The organism is Pseudomonas sp. CP-1, from assembly GCF_021213715.1.
GTDB lineage: Bacteria > Pseudomonadota > Gammaproteobacteria > Pseudomonadales > Pseudomonadaceae > Pseudomonas > Pseudomonas aeruginosa.
Genome location: NZ_JAJQKY010000025.1, coordinates 68,681 through 84,773 on the forward strand (window position 1 = coordinate 68,681; position 16,093 = coordinate 84,773).

Annotated in this window: 11 protein-coding genes and 1 pseudogene; 6 read left to right on the forward strand and 6 right to left on the reverse strand. The window is 66.2% G+C overall.

The window, feature by feature from the left end; translation table 11 throughout:
* Positions 1 to 62: 62 nt before the first annotated feature.
* The 3 genes from LT948_RS29840 to LT948_RS29850 all read left to right on the forward strand — a co-directional run bounded on the left by LT948_RS29840 (position 63) and on the right by LT948_RS29850 (position 3,312).
* A complete protein-coding gene (locus LT948_RS29840; RefSeq protein WP_003096513.1) occupies positions 63 to 611 on the forward strand; it encodes a cupin domain-containing protein in 549 nt (182 codons plus the stop codon).
* Between the two features lie 203 nt (positions 612 to 814).
* Positions 815 to 1,243 (forward strand): c-type cytochrome, encoded by a 429-nt coding sequence (locus LT948_RS29845; RefSeq protein ID WP_003096511.1) that lies wholly within the window; start codon positions 815 to 817, stop codon positions 1,241 to 1,243.
* A 209-nt stretch (positions 1,244 to 1,452) separates the two neighbouring features.
* Positions 1,453 to 3,312 (forward strand): acetyl-CoA hydrolase/transferase C-terminal domain-containing protein, encoded by a 1,860-nt coding sequence (locus LT948_RS29850; RefSeq protein WP_073657193.1) that lies wholly within the window; start codon positions 1,453 to 1,455, stop codon positions 3,310 to 3,312.
* 7 nt (positions 3,313 to 3,319) lie between these two features.
* Here the strand turns inward: LT948_RS29850 and LT948_RS29855 are convergent, their stop codons facing one another.
* The 3 genes from LT948_RS29855 to rep all read right to left on the reverse strand — a co-directional run bounded on the left by LT948_RS29855 (position 3,320) and on the right by rep (position 7,917).
* Entirely contained in the window at positions 3,320 to 3,892 is a 573-nt protein-coding gene (locus LT948_RS29855) for a xanthine phosphoribosyltransferase (RefSeq protein ID WP_003096508.1), read from the reverse strand.
* 163 nt (positions 3,893 to 4,055) lie between these two features.
* Positions 4,056 to 5,774, reverse strand: coding sequence for a thiamine pyrophosphate-dependent enzyme (locus LT948_RS29860; protein ID WP_021263170.1), 1,719 nt, complete (start codon positions 5,772 to 5,774; stop codon positions 4,056 to 4,058).
* A 133-nt stretch (positions 5,775 to 5,907) separates the two neighbouring features.
* Complete coding sequence (rep, locus tag LT948_RS29865; protein ID WP_003110454.1) at positions 5,908 to 7,917, reverse strand: DNA helicase Rep; 2,010 nt, start codon at positions 7,915 to 7,917, stop codon at positions 5,908 to 5,910.
* 187 nt (positions 7,918 to 8,104) lie between these two features.
* On the opposite strand from rep, the gene LT948_RS29870 reads away from it, so the two are divergent.
* On the forward strand, positions 8,105 to 9,781 hold the full coding sequence (locus LT948_RS29870; protein WP_003121292.1) for a putative bifunctional diguanylate cyclase/phosphodiesterase: 1,677 nt from the start codon (positions 8,105 to 8,107) through the stop codon (positions 9,779 to 9,781).
* On the opposite strand, the gene LT948_RS29875 is transcribed toward LT948_RS29870, so the two are convergent.
* A complete protein-coding gene (locus LT948_RS29875; protein WP_003110456.1) occupies positions 9,693 to 11,159 on the reverse strand; it encodes a NorM family multidrug efflux MATE transporter in 1,467 nt (488 codons plus the stop codon). The two genes, LT948_RS29870 and LT948_RS29875, sit on opposite strands and share 89 nt — an antisense overlap.
* Before the next feature lie 148 nt (positions 11,160 to 11,307).
* On the opposite strand from LT948_RS29875, the gene LT948_RS29880 reads away from it, so the two are divergent.
* Positions 11,308 to 12,225 carry a LysR substrate-binding domain-containing protein gene (locus LT948_RS29880; RefSeq protein ID WP_019485943.1) on the forward strand — a complete coding sequence of 306 codons (918 nt, stop codon included), beginning with the start codon at positions 11,308 to 11,310 and terminating at the stop codon, positions 12,223 to 12,225.
* Between the two features lie 150 nt (positions 12,226 to 12,375).
* Positions 12,376 to 13,425 (forward strand): phosphorylcholine phosphatase, encoded by a 1,050-nt coding sequence (pchP, locus tag LT948_RS29885; RefSeq protein ID WP_073657187.1) that lies wholly within the window; start codon positions 12,376 to 12,378, stop codon positions 13,423 to 13,425.
* A gap of 42 nt (positions 13,426 to 13,467) precedes the next feature.
* Here the strand turns inward: pchP and betT are convergent, their stop codons facing one another.
* Positions 13,468 to 15,453: a choline BCCT transporter BetT gene (gene betT, locus LT948_RS29890; protein WP_003096496.1), complete on the reverse strand. Its 1,986-nt coding sequence runs from the start codon at positions 15,451 to 15,453 to the stop codon at positions 13,468 to 13,470.
* A 124-nt stretch (positions 15,454 to 15,577) separates the two neighbouring features.
* Positions 15,578 to 16,042 (reverse strand): annotated as a pseudogene (locus LT948_RS29895) (ATP-binding protein); the annotation flags it as partial.
* Between the last annotated feature and the right edge of the window lie 51 nt (positions 16,043 to 16,093).

The window sequence follows — 16,093 nt, forward strand, 5'->3', positions numbered from 1 at the left end:
TCGCCAGCCGTGTGCGGCCTCGTTTTGCCTTGCCTGCCAGAAGAATAAGGAGGACTCCACCCTTGGACGTCGGTGCTCGTCTGCAAACCATCCGAAAGCTCAAAGGTCTTTCCCAGCGCGAACTCGCCAAACGGGCGGGTGTCACCAACAGCACTATCTCGATGATCGAGAAAAACAGCGTGAGCCCTTCCATCAGTTCGCTGAAGAAGGTGCTGGGCGGTATCCCCATGTCCCTGGTGGAGTTCTTCTCCCTGGACCTGGAGCAGGACAGCCATACCCAGGTTGTCTACAAGGCAGACGAACTGATCGACATTTCCAGCGGCGCGGTGTCCATGCGCCTGGTGGGCAAGGCGCACCCGAGCCGGGCGATCGCCTTCCTCGACGAAACCTACCCGCCGGGCTCCGACACCGGCGAGGAAATGCTCAACCACGAAGGCGAGGAGGCCGGCGTGCTGGTCGACGGGCGCCTGGAACTGACCGTCGGCAGCGAGACCTATGTGCTCGAGCGCGGCGACAGCTACTATTTCGAGAGCAACAAGCCGCACCGTTTTCGCAATCCCTACGATGTGCCGGCACGCTTGATCAGCGCCACCACGCCCGCAAATTTCTGACCTGAAGCACAAGACCCCGCCGGGCCCGAAGGGCGCCGGCCGACAAGGGGCATGCGGGGCTGCGACCTAATGCCGCAAGGCTTTGCGAGGGTGTGCAATTGTTTCTGCCGGGCTTTCTTTGCCGTTATACTTGCGCCCGCCCGCGCGGCCCGCAGTGATCGGTATCGTGCCCGGGTGTGATAAGCCACGATGAGGGTGTAAGGGTGAACCTGATTAAAAAAATGCTGGCGGCCCAAGCTGCCGTGTTGGCCCTGTGGGCTGTAAGCGCTCAGGCTACGACCACTGACGATGCGATCGCCAAGCGCCTCGAGCCGGTAGGCAAGGTCTGCGTACAAGGCAAGGAATGCGAAGGCGTCGGCGCCGTCGCGGCAGCCGCCGGTGGCGGCGGTGCGCGTTCCGGCGAAGACATCGTCGGCAAGACCTGCAACACCTGCCACGGCACTGGCCTGCTGGGCGCGCCGAAGGTTGGCGACAAGGCCGAGTGGGGCAAGCGCGCCAAGGAGCAGGGCGGCCTCGATGGCCTGCTGGCCAAGGCGATTTCCGGTATCAACGCCATGCCGCCGAAAGGCACCTGCGCCGATTGCTCGGACGACGAGCTGAAAGCCGCGATCAAGCATATGTCCGGCCTGTAACAACGCCGGAACCGTGTCGCGAAAAGCCGCCTCCTGGCGGCTTTTTCGTATCCGCGGTGCGGGTTTTTTCCGCTGGCGGATCGTCCCGCCGGCAAACAGGGTCCAAACTTCCGGCTACCCATTCGCCGGAGGGCATCGTCTTGAGCCGAACCTGTTCCATCGACGCCGCAGTCGATCACTTGCTGCAGACCATCGAGGGCCCGATCCGCATGGGCCTGCCCCTCGGGCTGGGCAAGCCCAACCGACTGGTCAATGCGTTGTACCAGCGCCTGCGGACCCTGCCGGAGCGCCAACTGACGCTGTATACCGCGCTTTCCCTGGGGCGTCCCGCCGCTGGCGGCGACCTGCAACGGCGTTTCCTCGAGCCTTTCGCCGAACGGGTCTTCGCCGACTACCCGGAGCTGGATTACCTGCACGCCCTGCGCCGCGACGAACTGCCGGCGAACATCCGCGTCGAGGAGTTCTACCTGCAGCCCGGCAGCCTGCTGGACAGTGCGCCGGCGCAGCAGCACTACATCAGTTGCAACTACAGCCACGTCGCCCGCGACATCAACGCCAAGGGCGTCAACGCGGTGGCCCAACTGGTGGCGCGGCATCCCGAGCGGCCGGGCAAGCTGAGCCTGGCCTGCAACCCGGATATCACCCTGGACCTCCTGCCGATGCTGGAGAAGCGTCGCGCCGCTGGCGAGACCATCGTCGCCATCGGCGTGGTCCACGATGACCTGCCCTACCTGCCGGGTGACGCCGAGGTCGAGGAGTCGGTATTTGACCTGCTGATCGACGCGCCGGCGGAAAGCAGCCGGCTGTTCTCCACGCCGAACATGCCGGTCAACCTGCAGGATCACTGCATCGGTCTCCACGCCAGCGCGCTGGTGCGCGACGGCGGCACCCTGCAGATCGGCATCGGCTCGATGGGTGACGCGCTGACCGCCGCCCTGCTGCTGCGCCAGCGCGACAACGCCACCTACCGGGCGTTGATCGACGAGCTGGGGGTGCGTGCGCGCTGGGCCGAGACGGTCGAGCGCGACGGCGGCCTGGAGCCGTTCCGCCGGGGGCTCTACGGTTGCAGCGAGATGTTCGTGCCGGGTCTGCTGGCGCTGGCCGAGGCCGGCGTGCTGAGCCGCCGGGTCTACCCCGACGAAGCGCGACAGCGTGCCGCCGAGCGCGGTGAGGCGCCGGTGGAGGGCGGGGTGTGGTTGCACGGCGGCTTCTTCCTCGGTCCGTTGGCGTTCTACCGGCGCCTGCGCGAGATGTCGCTGGAAGAGCGCGCCGGGATCGGCATGACCGGCATCGGCTTCGTCAACAACCTGTACCGCCAGGAAGAGCTGAAGCGCCTGCAGCGGCGCGACGCGCGCTTCATCAACAGCGCCTTCACCGTGACCTTGCTCGGCGCCGGGGTCGCCGACCAGCTGGAGGACGGCCGGGTGCTCAGTGGCGTCGGCGGGCAGTACAACTTCGTCGCCCAGGCCCACGAGCTGGAGGGCGCACGTTCGATCCTGATGCTGCGTAGCTGGCGCGAATCCGGCGGGGAAGTCAGTTCGAACATCGTCTGGCAGTACGCCCACACCACCATTCCCCGGCACTTGCGTGACATGGTGGTGACCGAGTATGGGATCGCCGACCTGCGCGGCAAGAACGACGCGGAAGTGATCGCCGCGCTGCTGGCCATCGCCGACTCGCGTTTCCAGCAGGCGCTGGCCGAGCAGGCCCGGGCGGCCGGCAAGCTGCCGAAGGATTTCGTCCTGCCCGAACGCTATCGCAACAATACCCCGGAGCGCCTGCAGGCCTTGCACCAGGCCCACGCAGCGGCGCTGCCGGAGTTTCCCCTGGGCAGCGATTTCGACGAGGTCGAGCAGGACCTGCTGCGGGCGTTGGGTTGGCTCAAGCGCAAGCTGAAGCTGAGCGAGATCCTCGAACTGGGCAAGGCGACCCTGGACGCGCCGGAGCCAGAAGCCTACCCGGCGCATCTGCGGCGCATGGACCTGGACGATCCGCAGGGGCTTCGCGAGGAACTCTACCAGCGCTTGTTGCTGGCCGGCCTGCGGGCCAGCCAGGAAGAGCGGGGCTGAGTGGCGCTCAGTCGAGGAACTCGACCTGGCCGCCGGCCAGCGATTTCACCCGGGCCAGGGACTCGACCCGGTAGCCTTCGCTTTCCAGCAGGGCGCGGCCATCCTGGAAGGATTTCTCGATGACGATGCCGAGCCCGGCGATGCTCGCGCCGGCCTGGCCGATCAGGTCGATCAGCGCCTTGGCGGCATGGCCGTTGGCGAGGAAGTCGTCGATCACCAGCACGTGGTCGTGGGCGTTCAGGTGCTTGGCCGAGATGGCGATGGTGCTCTCGGTCTGCTTGGTGAAGGAGAACACCTTGGAGATGTACAGGTTGTCCTTCAGGGTCAGCGACTGGTACTTGCGGGCGAAGATCACCGGGACGCCCAGCTCCAGGCCGGCCATGACCGCCGGGGCGATGCCGGAAGCCTCGATGGTGACGATCTTGGTGATGCCCTGGTCGCGGAAGCGCATGGCGAACGCGTGACCGACCTGCTGCATCAGCTGCGGGTCGATCTGGTGGTTGAGAAAGGCGTCGACCTTGAGTACGTGCTCGGAAAGGACGATGCCTTCCGAGCGGATTTTGTCTTTGAGAATGTCCACGGGTGGCTTCCTGCGAAGCGGCTGTCGCTGATGAAGCGCGGCATTGTACCGCCAGCCGGCGCCGCGCGCGACGTTCTCTCGGACGAGCGAACATGATCGAGCGGTCAGGAATCCGCGCCTGCCCGGCGCGGCCCCGTGGCAGGCGGGCCGCGCCGCTGCCGGCTCATTTCAGCAGGTTGTTCACCAGTAGCGTCTCGACGTCCTTGAAGCGCCCGCTGAGCACGGCCTTGGCGGCGTAGAGCGCGGTGTCGGCGACCTGGCCGAACTCGATCTTCGGCGGCATCACCAGCTCCGCAGGGTTGGTATGCACGTCCAGCAGCGCCGGACCGGGCTGGGCGAGGAACTCCTGCACCGCCGCCTCGAGATCCTCGGAGCGCGTCACCTTGCGTCCGTGGAAGCCGATCACCTCGGCGAGCCGGGCGAAGTCCGGGTTGAGCAGGTCGGTGTAGTTGTCCAGCAGGCCCTCGACCTTCTGTTCCAGCTCGACGAAGTTCAGCGAGGCATTGTTCAGCACCACTACCTTGATCGGCAGTTTTTCCTGGATGGCCGTCAGCAGGTCGCCGAGCAGCATGGCCAGGCCGCCGTCGCCGGAGATCGAGATCACCTGGCGCTCGGGGTAGGCCTTCTTCAGTCCCAGCGCCTGGGGCATGGCGTTGGCCATGGTGCCGTGGACCAGGCTGGTGAGGGTGCGGCGCTTGCCGTTGCTGTGGATGTGACGCAACAGCCAGACCATCGCCGAGCCGCCGTCGGCGGTGAACAGGGCGTCCTCGCTGGCGTGCTGGTCGAGCAGGCTGACCAGGTGCTGGGGGTGGATCAGCTCGCCCTTGCCGGCTTGCTCCTCTTTTTCCAGCGTCCGCAGCGAGCGCTCGCGGTGCTCCAGGCATTCGTCGAGGAAGCTGCGCTCCTCGCGGGCTTCGAGCAGCGGCAGGAGCGCCTCGAGGGTGGGGATCACGTCGCCGACCACGCCGAGATCGACGGGGTGGCGGCGACCCAGGTGGCTGCCGTCGCGGTCGACCTGGATCAGGGTGGCCTTCTGCGGATAGAACTGCGCCCAGGCGAAGTCGGCGCCGAGCAGCAGGAGTGTGTCGCACTCGGTCATCATGTGGAAGCCGGACTCGATCCCGAGCATACCGGTCATGCCCATGTTGAAGGGGTTGTCGTACTCGACGAAGTCCTTGGCCCGCGACGTGTGCGCGATGGGCGCCTTGAGGCGGTCGGCGAGGGCCACCAGCAGGTCGTGGGCGCCCTGGCAGCCGGAGCCGGCGTAGATGCCGATCTTCTTGCCGTGGGCCAGCAGGCGGGCGATATCCTGCAGTTCGGCGTCGCTGGGGCGCAGCACCGGTTGCGGGAAATGCACCGAGAACGGCAGGTCGTCCTTCACCGTGGCCTGGCTGATGTCGGCCGGCAGGATCACCACCGCCACGCCGCGCCGGTTGAGCGCCGCCTGGCAGGCCAGGGCCACCACCCGGCGCGCCTGTTCCGGGCTGTGCACCTGCTCGCAGAACACCGAGCAACTGGCGTAGACCGCCTTGAAGTCGACCTCCTGGGGAAACTCCATGCCCAGTTGCGGGGTGACGATCTGGCTGGCGATCAGCACCATCGGCGCGCGGTTGCGCTGGGCCTCGTAGACGCCGTTGATGAAGTGCAGGCTGCCCGGTCCGCAGGAGCCGGCGCAGGCGGTCAGGCGTCCGCTGATGTAGGACTCGGCGCCCGCGGCGAAGGCCGCCGCCTCTTCGTGGCGCACGTGGACCCACTGGATCTGGCTGCGATGGATGGCGTCGGTGACATGGTTGAGGGTGTCGCCGACGATGCCATAGCAATGGCGGACGCCGGCGGCCTCCAGGGTTTCCACGACGATCTCGGCGACTTTCTTGCTCGACATGAAGCTGTCCTCGAATGGAATTCGTTAGCTAGCTAATTTTGGTCGCGCGTGGAGCGGCAAAAGTTCCTCGCCCGAGGCTAGGCATCGGGCAAGACACTTTTGTGAAAATCGAGACAGTCGGGGCGCGGCGGGCTCAGCGCTTGAGCATGGCGCGGATGTCGGCGAGGGCGGCGTTGCCCTTGGCCGCCTTGACCTCTTGCGGGGCGTCTTCCATGCCTTCCCATTCGAGGTCTTCGGGGGGCAGTTCGTCGAGGAAGCGGCTCGGCGAGCAGTCGATGATCTCGCCGTATTGCTTGCGCTTGGCGGCGAAGGTCATCGCCAGGTTCTGCCGCGCGCGGGTGATGCCGACGTAGGCCAGGCGGCGCTCCTCTTCCACCGTGTCGGCCTCGATGCTGGAACGGTGGGGCAGGATCTCTTCCTCCATGCCCATGATGAACACGTAGGGGAACTCCAGCCCCTTCGACGCGTGCAGGGTCATCATCTGCACGCCTTCGGCGCCTTCCTCTTCTTCCTGCTGGCGCTCCAGCATGTCGCGCAGGACCAGCTTGGCGATGGCCTGCTCGATGGTCATGTCGCCTTCCTCGTCGCGCTCGAGGGTGTTCTTCAGTGCCTCGATGAGGAACCAGACGTTGCTCATGCGGAATTCGGCGACCTTGTCGCTGGAGGCGTTCTGCCGCAGCCAGTTCTCGTAGTCGATGTCCATTACCATGCTGCGCAGCACGGCGATCGGCTCGTTCTCCGCGCACTGTCGGCGGATACCGTCCATCCAGCGCTTGAAGCGTTGCAGGCGTTCGTGGAAACGGCTGTCGAGGTGCTCGGCCAGGCCCATCTCGTCGCAGGCGGCGTACATCGAGATCTTGCGCTGGGTGGCGTAGTTGCCGAGCTTCTCCAGGGTCGCCGAACCGATTTCCCGGCGCGGCACGTTGATCACCCTGAGGAAGGCGTTGTCGTCGTCGGGGTTCACCAGCAGGCGGAAGTAGGACATCAGGTCCTTCACTTCCTGGCGCCCGAAGAAGCTGGTGCCGCCAGAGAGCCGATAGGGAATCTGGTGGTGCTGGAGCTTCAGCTCCATCAGCTTGGCCTGGTGGTTGCCACGGTAGAGGATGGCGAACTCGCTGTACGGCCGCTCGGTGCGCAGGTGCAGGGTGAGGATCTCCATGGCGATGCGCTCGGCTTCGGCGTCCTCGTTGCGGCAGCGGATCACCCGGATCGGATCGCCGTGGCCCATCTCGCTCCACAACTGCTTCTCGAATACGTGCGGGTTGTTGGCGATGAGGACGTTCGCGCACTTGAGGATGCGGCTGGTGGAGCGGTAGTTCTGCTCCAGCATCACCACCTTCAGCGAAGGGAAGTCTTCCTTCAGCTGCATCAGGTTTTCCGGGCGCGCGCCGCGCCAGGCGTAGATCGACTGGTCGTCGTCGCCGACCACGGTGAACTGGGCGCGGTCCTTCACCAGCAGCTTGACCAGCAGGTACTGGCTGGCGTTGGTGTCCTGGTACTCGTCCACCAGCATGTAGCGCACCTTGTTCTGCCACTTCTGGAGGACGTCCGGATGTTCCTGGAACAGCTTCACCGGTTGCAGGATCAGGTCGTCGAAGTCCACCGCGTTGTAGGCACGCAGGGTGCGCTGGTAATGCAGGTAGACGATCGCGGCGGTCTGCTCCTTGGGGTTGCGGGCCTTTTCCAGCGCCTCCTCCGGAAGGATCAGGTCGTTCTTCCAGGCGCCGATGTAGTTCTTGATCTCGTCGACGCCGTCGTCCCCGGAATACTCCTTCTGCATGATGTCGGTCAGCAGCGCCTTGATGTCCGACTCGTCGAAGATCGAGAAACCGGGCTTGTAGCCGAGCCGCTCGTGTTCCTTGCGGATGATGTTCAGGCCGAGGTTGTGGAAGGTCGAGACGGTCAGGCCCTTGCCCTCGCCGCCGCGCAGCAGGGTGCCGACGCGCTCCTTCATCTCCCGCGCGGCCTTGTTGGTGAAGGTCACGGCGACGATGTACTGGGCGCGGATACCGCACTGCTGGACAAGATAGGCGATCTTGCGGGTGATCACGCTGGTCTTGCCGGAGCCGGCGCCAGCCAGGACCAGCAGGGGACCGCCGACGTAGTTCACGGCTTCTTGCTGCCGGGGATTGAGTCGGGACATAGGAACAGGCCGGAAGAGAGGGTTGAAGCGGGGGCGTATTCTAACAGGCTGGCTGGCATCCGCGAGAATTAGCGTGCAAGCTGTGACCGATCCCGAGATCGTTCACGCCATTTTGCTGTAGATTCCCTACCGCATTAGGATGATGCCGTTCGTTCTTTACGAAGATTCTTAAAACTTTGGAGGTTGCTTGTCAGCGCCCGCAGAACCCTTGCGCCTGCTCCTTCTGGCGGATACGCCGGACTGGGCGCCACTGCTAGGTGAACGCCTGAGAGCGCTGGGGCCTGCCTTTTCGCTGAGCATCGTCACCACCTGGGAGGGCGCGGCCACCCTGTTCGCCGCCGAGCCCCGCGGGCTGCTCCTGGCCACGCCGGCCTGCCTGCCGCTGGGGACTCCCTGTCCCTGGCCGGTGATCCTGCTGTTGCAGCAGGAGCCGGCGCAGGCGCCGGTTGGGGTGGTCGACTGGCTGGCCGCCGAACAGCTCTCCGAGGACAGCCTGCGCCGCTGCCTGCGCTACGCGCGCGAGCGCCTGGGCTTGCAGGCGACCCTGCAACTGCTCGCCGAGCAGGATCCGCTGACCGGCATCGCCAACCGCCAGGGCTTCCAGACCCTGCTCGCGGCGCGCCTCAGCGAATTCGACGGGCGTGGCCTGGTGCTCGGCCACCTCGACCTGGACAACTTCCGTCACGTCAACGATTCCCTCGGCCACCAGGGCGGCGACCGCCTGATCCTGCAGGTGGTCAACCGCCTGCGCGGCTTCATGGAGAACGGTGACAGCCTGGCGCGCCTGGGCAGCGACGAGTTCGCCCTGCTGCTGGACACCCGTCGCGATCCGCAACGCGCCGAGCGGGTCGCCGAACGCATCGTCGAATGCCTCGGCGAGCCCTACTGGATCGATGGCGAGAGCCTGTTGCTGGGTTGCAGCCTGGGCCTCGCCCACGCCCGTGCCGACGAAGGCGCCGACCCGCTGATGTGGCATGCACACATCGCCATGCAGCAGGCCAAGAGCCGCCAGGGTTGCACCTTCCATGTCTTCGACGAACGCATCAACCGTGGCGTGCGCAGCCTCGCCGACCTCGAAGCCGAACTGCGCCGGGCGCTGCGTCGCGACGAGCTGGAGCTGCACTACCAGCCGCGACTGTGCCTGGACAGCGGGCGTATCGTCGGCCTGGAGGCGCTGGTGCGCTGGCGCCACGGCGAGCGGGGCCTGCTCACGCCCAGCGAGTTCGTCCCGCTGGCCGAGGAGAGCGGGCTGATCGTGCCGCTCGGCTACTGGGTCATCGCCCGCGCCCTGCGCGACATGCAGTGGCTCAACGGGCGCGGCCTGGAGCCGTTGCACATGGCGGTGAACCTGTCGTTCCGCCAGTTCCAGGACAGCCAGTTGCTGCCGACCCTGCAACGGTTGATCGAAGAGCACGGCGTCGACGCGCGCTGGCTCGAGTTCGAACTGACCGAGACCGCCGTGATGCGGCGCAGCGACCAGGTGCTGCAGACCATGCAGGCGCTCGGCCAACTGGGCGTGCGCTTTTCGCTGGACGACTTCGGCACCGGTTTCTCGTCCTTCGTCCACCTCAATAGCCTGCCGATCACCCTGTTGAAGATCGACCGCAGCTTCGTCGGCGGCATGGACCAGCGGGCGGAAAACTTCCAACTGGTGCGGGCGATGATCAACCTGGCGCACAACCTCAACCTGGAAGTGGTTGCCGAAGGCGTGGAGACCCTGCGCCAGCAGGAGCAGTTGCGCGATTTCGGTTGCGACCAGGTGCAGGGCTACTGGATCAGTCCGCCGCTGCCGCTGGCGGAACTGGCGCGTTTCCTGGGCATCGGCGAGCGCTCGGCGCACCGCGGCCAGCCGCTCGGCAATTGAGCGCCGACGTCTCGCTGGCCGTGGCTTTCGGCAGCAACCGCGCGGTCTTCCACTCGAAGGCCAGGGTCAGGCCGATGGCCGCGCAGGCCAGGCCGCCGGCCAGCCCCCACCAGACGCCCGCGGCGCCCCAGCCGGCCGCGAACGCCAGCAGGCAGGCCAGCGGCACGCCGACCAGCCAGTAGCAGGCCAGGCCGACCAGGAAGGTGGTGCGGGCGTCCTTGAGACCGCGGATCGCGCCCATGGCGACGTTCTGGGTGCCGTCGAACAGCTCGAACCAGGCGGCGATCGCCAGCAGCGAGACGGCCATCGCGGCCACCTCCCGGTTGGCCGGGGCGTCGCGGTCGAGGAACAGGCCGATGATGGCCTCCGGCATCCACCAGAAGAGCCCGGCGAAGAGCAGCATGCACAGCGCGCCGAAGCCGATGCCGACACGCCCGGCGCGGCGTGCTTCGAGCAGGCGGCCGGCGCCGAAATGCTGGCCGATGCGGTAGGTGGTGGCGTACGACAACCCCACCGGCACCATGAACGCCACGTATACCGCCTGGATGGCGATCTGGTGCGCGGCCAGGGCGTGATCGCCGATGATGCCCATGCACAGGGTGGCGACCGTGAACATCCCCGACTCCACCGCGTAGGTGCCGCCGATGGGCAGCCCCAGGCGCAGGATCTCCTCGACCATCGCCCGCTGCGGCCGTCCCAGTCCGCGCAGCAGCGAGTACGCGGCATAGGCCGGCTGCCGGCGGATATACAGGGCCAGCAGCAGCGGCATGCAGTTCATGACGAGGGCGGTGACCAGGCCGATACCGGCCAGGCCCAGGCGCGGCAGGCCGAACAGGCCTTCTATGAAGGAATAGTTGAGAGCCAGGTTGGCCAGCGCGCCGAGCACGCTGATCGCCATCACCGGGCCGGCGCGGTCGATGGCGCTGGTGAAGCCGCGCAGAACCATGAAGGCCATGTAGCCGGGCAGGGCGAATGTCAGGCTGTGGAGGAACTGCATGGCGCCGTCCACCGTCTGCGGCGCCTGGCCGAAGAGCAGGAGCAGCGGCCGCAGGTTCCATAGCAGCAGGCCGGCGGCCAGGGCCAGCGCGGCGCCGACCCAGAGTCCGGAGCGAGCGGCCGCGGCGGCGCCAGCGGCGTCGTCGCAGCCGTGACGGATCGCCACCAGGTTGCCGACCGCTGCCACCACGCCGACACAGAACGTCGAGACGAAGGCGTAGCTGACCGCGCCCAGGCCGCCGGCGGCCAGCGCGTCGGGGCCGAGCTTGCCCATCATCACGGTGTCGGTGAAGACCATGGCGACATAGGCCAGCTGGGCGGCGATCAACGGGCCCGCCAGGCGCAGGATGGCTTTGAGTTCGACGAGGGATGGTGAGGACATGGATGAGTAAGGCTCAGGAGGAGATGGTTGCCGCGATGGCCTGTCGGCGTTGAGAATGCGGCTATTCTCGGTGCGGCTGGCATGGCTCCACAAAAGGAAAAACAAGATGCCAGGCATGAGTAAAAGTCATGAAAGAGGTAATTCCCCAATGACCCGTCGCCTGCCCCCGCTGTATGCCCTGCGCGCCTTCGAGGCTGCCGCCCGGCACGCCTCTTTCACCCGCGCCGGCGAGGAACTGGCGATAACCCAGAGCGCGGTGAGCCGGCACATCCGTACCCTGGAAGAGCTCTTCGGTTGTCGTCTGTTCGAGCGCCATGGCCGCCAGTTGCAGCTGACCGAGCCGGCACGCCTGCTGCTGCCCGGGCTGCGCGACGGCTTCGATGCGCTGGAACGGGCCTGCACCGCCCTGCGCGTGGACGACGCCACCCTGCGCCTGAAGGCGCCTTCCACCCTTACCCTGCGCTGGCTGCTACCGCGCCTGAGCCGCTTCCGCCACCTGAACCCGGATATCGAGGTGCAGCTCACCAGTGCCTGGATGGATGTGGACTCGGTGGATTTCCAGCGCGAGCCTTTCGACTGCGCGGTGTTGCTGGGCAGCGGCCAGTTCAGCCCGGAATGGGAAACGGCAGCGCTGTTCGCCGAATGGCTGGTGCCGGTCTGCGAACCCGACGAGGCCGTGGAGCCCTGGACCCTCCAACGCCTGCGTGACAGCGAGCTGCTGCACCCCACGCCGGATCGTCGCGACTGGCGACGCTGGCTGCAGCGGACTGGGCTGGGGGACGAGGTGTCGCTCAAGGGCGGCCAGGTGTTCGACACGCTGGAGCTGGGCATCGTCGCCGCCGCGCGAGGCTATGGCGTGTCCATCGGCGACCTGGTGATGGTCGCCGAGGATGTTGCCCAGGGCCGCATCGGCCTGCCCTGGCCGGTGGCGGTGGCCAGCGGCGAAAGCTATCACCTGGTCTGGCCTCGCGCCCGCAGGGGACAGGAACGCTTCCAGCGATTGCGCGACTTCCTCCTCGCGGAGGTGGCGGCGATGCGTCTGCCCGTCGTCGAGCGGCTGGCGTGACGCCGCCGGACAACTCCTGGCGCTGACGCGACGTTACAGGTCGCTGCCGTCGCTGGGCCGGGCGCAGGGTTTGCGCTAGGGTCGTTGGTCGTTGCCTGTCGGGAGCGGCAGGGGACGGAGCTTCCTTCCAACCGCCCAAAGGAACCCGCCATGACCTTCGCCAAAGGAATACTCGCCGCGCTGGCGCTCGCCGCCGCAGTCGGCCAGGCCAGCGCCACCGAACTCGAGCACTGGCCGGCCCCCGCCGCCAGGCAACTGAATGCACTGATCGAGGCCAACGCGAACAAGGGCGCCTACGCCGTGTTCGACATGGACAACACCAGCTATCGCTACGACCTGGAAGAATCGCTGCTGCCCTATCTGGAAATGAAGGGCGTGCTGACCCGCGACAGGCTCGACCCTTCGCTGAAACTGATCCCGTTCAAGGACCAGGCCGGGCACAAGGAGAGCCTGTTCAGCTACTACTACCGGCTTTGCGAGATCGACGACATGGTCTGCTATCCCTGGGTCGCCCAGGTGTTCTCAGGCTTCACCCTCAGGGAACTGAAGGGCTATGTCGACGAACTGATGGCCTACGGCAAGCCGATCCCCGCCACCTATTACGACGGCGACAAGCTCGCCACGCTCGACGTCGAGCCGCCGCGCGTGTTCAGCGGCCAGCGCGAGCTGTACAACAAGCTGATGGAAAACGGCATCGAGGTCTACGTGATCAGCGCGGCCCACGAGGAACTGGTGCGGATGGTCGCGGCGGACCCCAGGTATGGCTACAACGCCAAGCCGGAGAACGTCATCGGCGTCACCACCCTGCTGAAGAACCGCAAGACCGGCGAGCTGACCACCACGCGCAAGCAGATCGCCGAGGGCAAGTACGATCCCAAGGCCAACCTCGACCTGGAGGTGACCCCCTACCTGTGGACCCCGGCGACCTGGATGGCCGGCAAGCAGGCTGCGATCCTCACCTACATCGACCGTTGGAAGCGGCCGATCCTGGTCGCCGGCGATACCCCGGACAGCGACGGATACATGCTGTTCAACGGCACCGCGGAAAACGGCGTGCACCTGTGGGTCAACCGCAAGGCCAAGTACATGGAGCAGATCAACGGCATGATCAAGCAGCATTCCGCCGCCCAGGCCAAGGTCGGCCTGCCGGTGACGGCGGACAGGAACTGGGTGATCGTCACCCCGGAGCAGATCCAGTAGGCGAAACGGCGAGGGGCCGGCATTGGCCGGCCCCCGCATCCCTCAGCGCACCACGTGCAGGAAGTGCATGTGCCGCTCGTACTGATCGAGGATGTCGCCGATCACGCCGTCGCGGCTCCAGCCCATGATGTCGTAGTCCTGGCCGCCTTCCTGGAGATGGACCTCGGCGCGGAAATACTTGCGCGACTCGCTGCTGTCCTCGGTGTCGCGCATCACGAAGCTCGGCGTGGTGAAGGCGCGCGGACGCACCTCGTAGATGAAATCGACCTCGCCGCCGTGGCTGACTTCCAGCCGAACCCGGCCGTCCTCGCCGTCCTGCACCTGGACTTCGTAGCCCTGCTTGCGCAGTTCGGCGGCGACGTCCTCGCAGGCCGGTCGCGCCACATCGGTGATGAAGCGGTTGACGTGGCTGCGCCTCGGGAACATGGCGATGTTGCGCAGGCGGCGCTGCCAACCGTCGCCCTCGCTTGCGCCGCTGCGCGTGGTGGGGCGGGAGAAGGTCAGCGCCTGGTAGCGGATGCCGCGCTTGGTGGCATCCAGGTGCAGCGCCTTGAACAGGCCCCAGATCGACGCCAGGAGCACGATGGAGAATGGCAGCGCGCTGGCGATGGTCGCGGTTTGCAGCGCCTTGAGGCCATCGGCGAGGAGCAGGGCGATGGCCACCACGCCCATCAGCACCGACCAGAATATCCGCTGCCAGAGCGGCGAGTGGTCCTTGCCGCTGGAGGCCAGCATGTCCACCACCAGCGCGCCGGAGTCGGCCGAGGTGACGAAGAACACCACCACCATCAGCACCGCCACCAGCGAGATCACGCTGCCCAGCGGGAAGTGCTCGAGGAAGGCGAACAGCGCCACCGAACTGTCCTGGTTGACCACTTCGGCCAACTGGGTGAAGCCCTCCTGCAGGACCATGTGGATGGCGGTATCGCCGAACACCGTCATCCACAGCAGGGTGAAGCCGGCCGGGACGAACAGCACGCCGCAGACGAACTCGCGGATCGTGCGGCCGCGCGAGATACGGGCGATGAACAGGCCGACGAAGGGCGACCAGGACAGCCACCAGCCCCAGTACAGCAGGGTCCAGCCGCCGATCCAGTCGGTGGGCTCGTAGGCGTACAGGTTGAAGGTCTTGTTGACGATGTCGGACAGGTAGGCCCCGGTGTTCTGCACGTAGGTCTGCAGGAGGAACACGGTCGGCCCGAGGACCAGCACGAAGAGCAGCAGGATCACCGCCAGGCTCAGGTTCAGCTCGGACAGGATGCGGATGCCGCGGTCCAGTCCGCTGGCCACCGAGAGCGTGGCGAGGCCGCAGGTGGCGGCGATCAGGGCGATCTGCACGGTCTGGTTCACCGGCCAGCCGAACAGGTGGTGCAGGCCGCTGTTGATCTGCAGCACGCCGTAGCCGAGCGAAGTCGCCACGCCGAACACGGTGCCGATGATCGCGAAGATATCCACCGCGTGGCCGATGGGGCCGTAGATACGTTCGCCGATCAGCGGATACAGCGCCGAGCGCAGGGTCAGCGGCAGGCCGTGGCGATAGCTGAAGAAGGCCAGGATCAGCGCGACGATGGCGTAGATCGCCCAGGCATGCAGGCCCCAGTGGAAGAAGGTCAGCTTCATCGCTTCCTTCGCCGCCTGCACGGTATTCGGCTCGCCTACCGGTGGGGTGGTGAAGTGCATCACCGGTTCGGCAACGCCGAAGAACATCAGACCGATGCCCATGCCGGCGGAGAACAGCATGGCGAACCAGGTGGTGTTGCGGTAGTCGGGACGACTGTGGTCGGGGCCGAGCTTGATGTCGCCGTAGCGGCTGACGGCGAGGAACACCACGCTGATCAGGATCAGCGCCACGGCCAGTACGTAGAACCAGCTGGCGTTGGTGATGATCCATTGCTGGACGTGGTTGAACAGCGATTGCGCTTCTTCCTGGAGGAGCACGGTGAACAGCACCAGGGCCAGGATCAGGGCGGCGGAGGTATAGAAGACCGGAGGATTCAGGGTGCTCCGGGGGGTAGTGGGTGTCTCCATGTAAGCTAGCTCTCCTTGTGATCGGATTGCCCGCCGAAGGCGGAAGACGAAACAGCCTAACACATCGTGATAGCTAATTTGATTCGGAAAGCCTTAATCGATAGCTTTGCTGAATTATTACGCTTCACGTGGAGGTCGTTGCCCGATACTGCAGGGCTTCCGCCAGGTGCCGGCGTTCGATGGCATCGATGCGCTCCAGGTCGGCCAGCGTCCGGGCCACCTTGAGTATGCGATGCAAGGCGCGCAAGGAAAGTTCCAGGCGCTCTCCGGCAGCCTCCAGCCAGCGGCGGTCCGCTTCGGCGAGTGCACAATTGCGGTGCATCGCCTGGAGGTCGAGATGGGCATTGGCGCAGCCCTGGCGGGCCAGTTGCCGTTGCCGTGCGGCGCCAACCCGTTCGCTGATCTCGGCGGTAGCGGTTTCGCCGTGTCCTGGCTGCAGGCTGGTGCTTTCGCGGAGCACGCTGACGTGCAGGTCGATGCGATCGAGCAGCGGTCCGGACAGCTTGCCCCGGTAGCGCTGGACCTGTTCCGGGGTGCAGCGGCAGCGGCCGCTGGGATCGCCGAGGTAGCCACAGGGACAGGGATTCATCTGGAGCTTTTGTTAGCAAACCCTATTGAGGGAAATAGAACCGTCGTGGAG

Bases quoted from the DNA above. Each gene is read 5' to 3' on its own strand.
- pchP (WP_073657187.1), top strand. From the start codon at position 12,376: ATGACCTTCGCCAAAGGAATACTCGCCGCGCTGGCGCTCGCCGCCGCA.
- LT948_RS29875 (WP_003110456.1), bottom strand. From the start codon at position 11,159: ATGTCCTCACCATCCCTCGTCGAACTCAAAGCCATCCTGCGCCTGGCG.
- betT (WP_003096496.1), bottom strand. From the start codon at position 15,453: ATGGAGACACCCACTACCCCCCGGAGCACCCTGAATCCTCCGGTCTTC.
- rep (WP_003110454.1), bottom strand. From the start codon at position 7,917: ATGTCCCGACTCAATCCCCGGCAGCAAGAAGCCGTGAACTACGTCGGC.
- LT948_RS29860 (WP_021263170.1), bottom strand. From the start codon at position 5,774: ATGTCGAGCAAGAAAGTCGCCGAGATCGTCGTGGAAACCCTGGAGGCC.
- LT948_RS29880 (WP_019485943.1), top strand. From the start codon at position 11,308: ATGACCCGTCGCCTGCCCCCGCTGTATGCCCTGCGCGCCTTCGAGGCT.
- LT948_RS29850 (WP_073657193.1), top strand. From the start codon at position 1,453: ATGGGCCTGCCCCTCGGGCTGGGCAAGCCCAACCGACTGGTCAATGCG.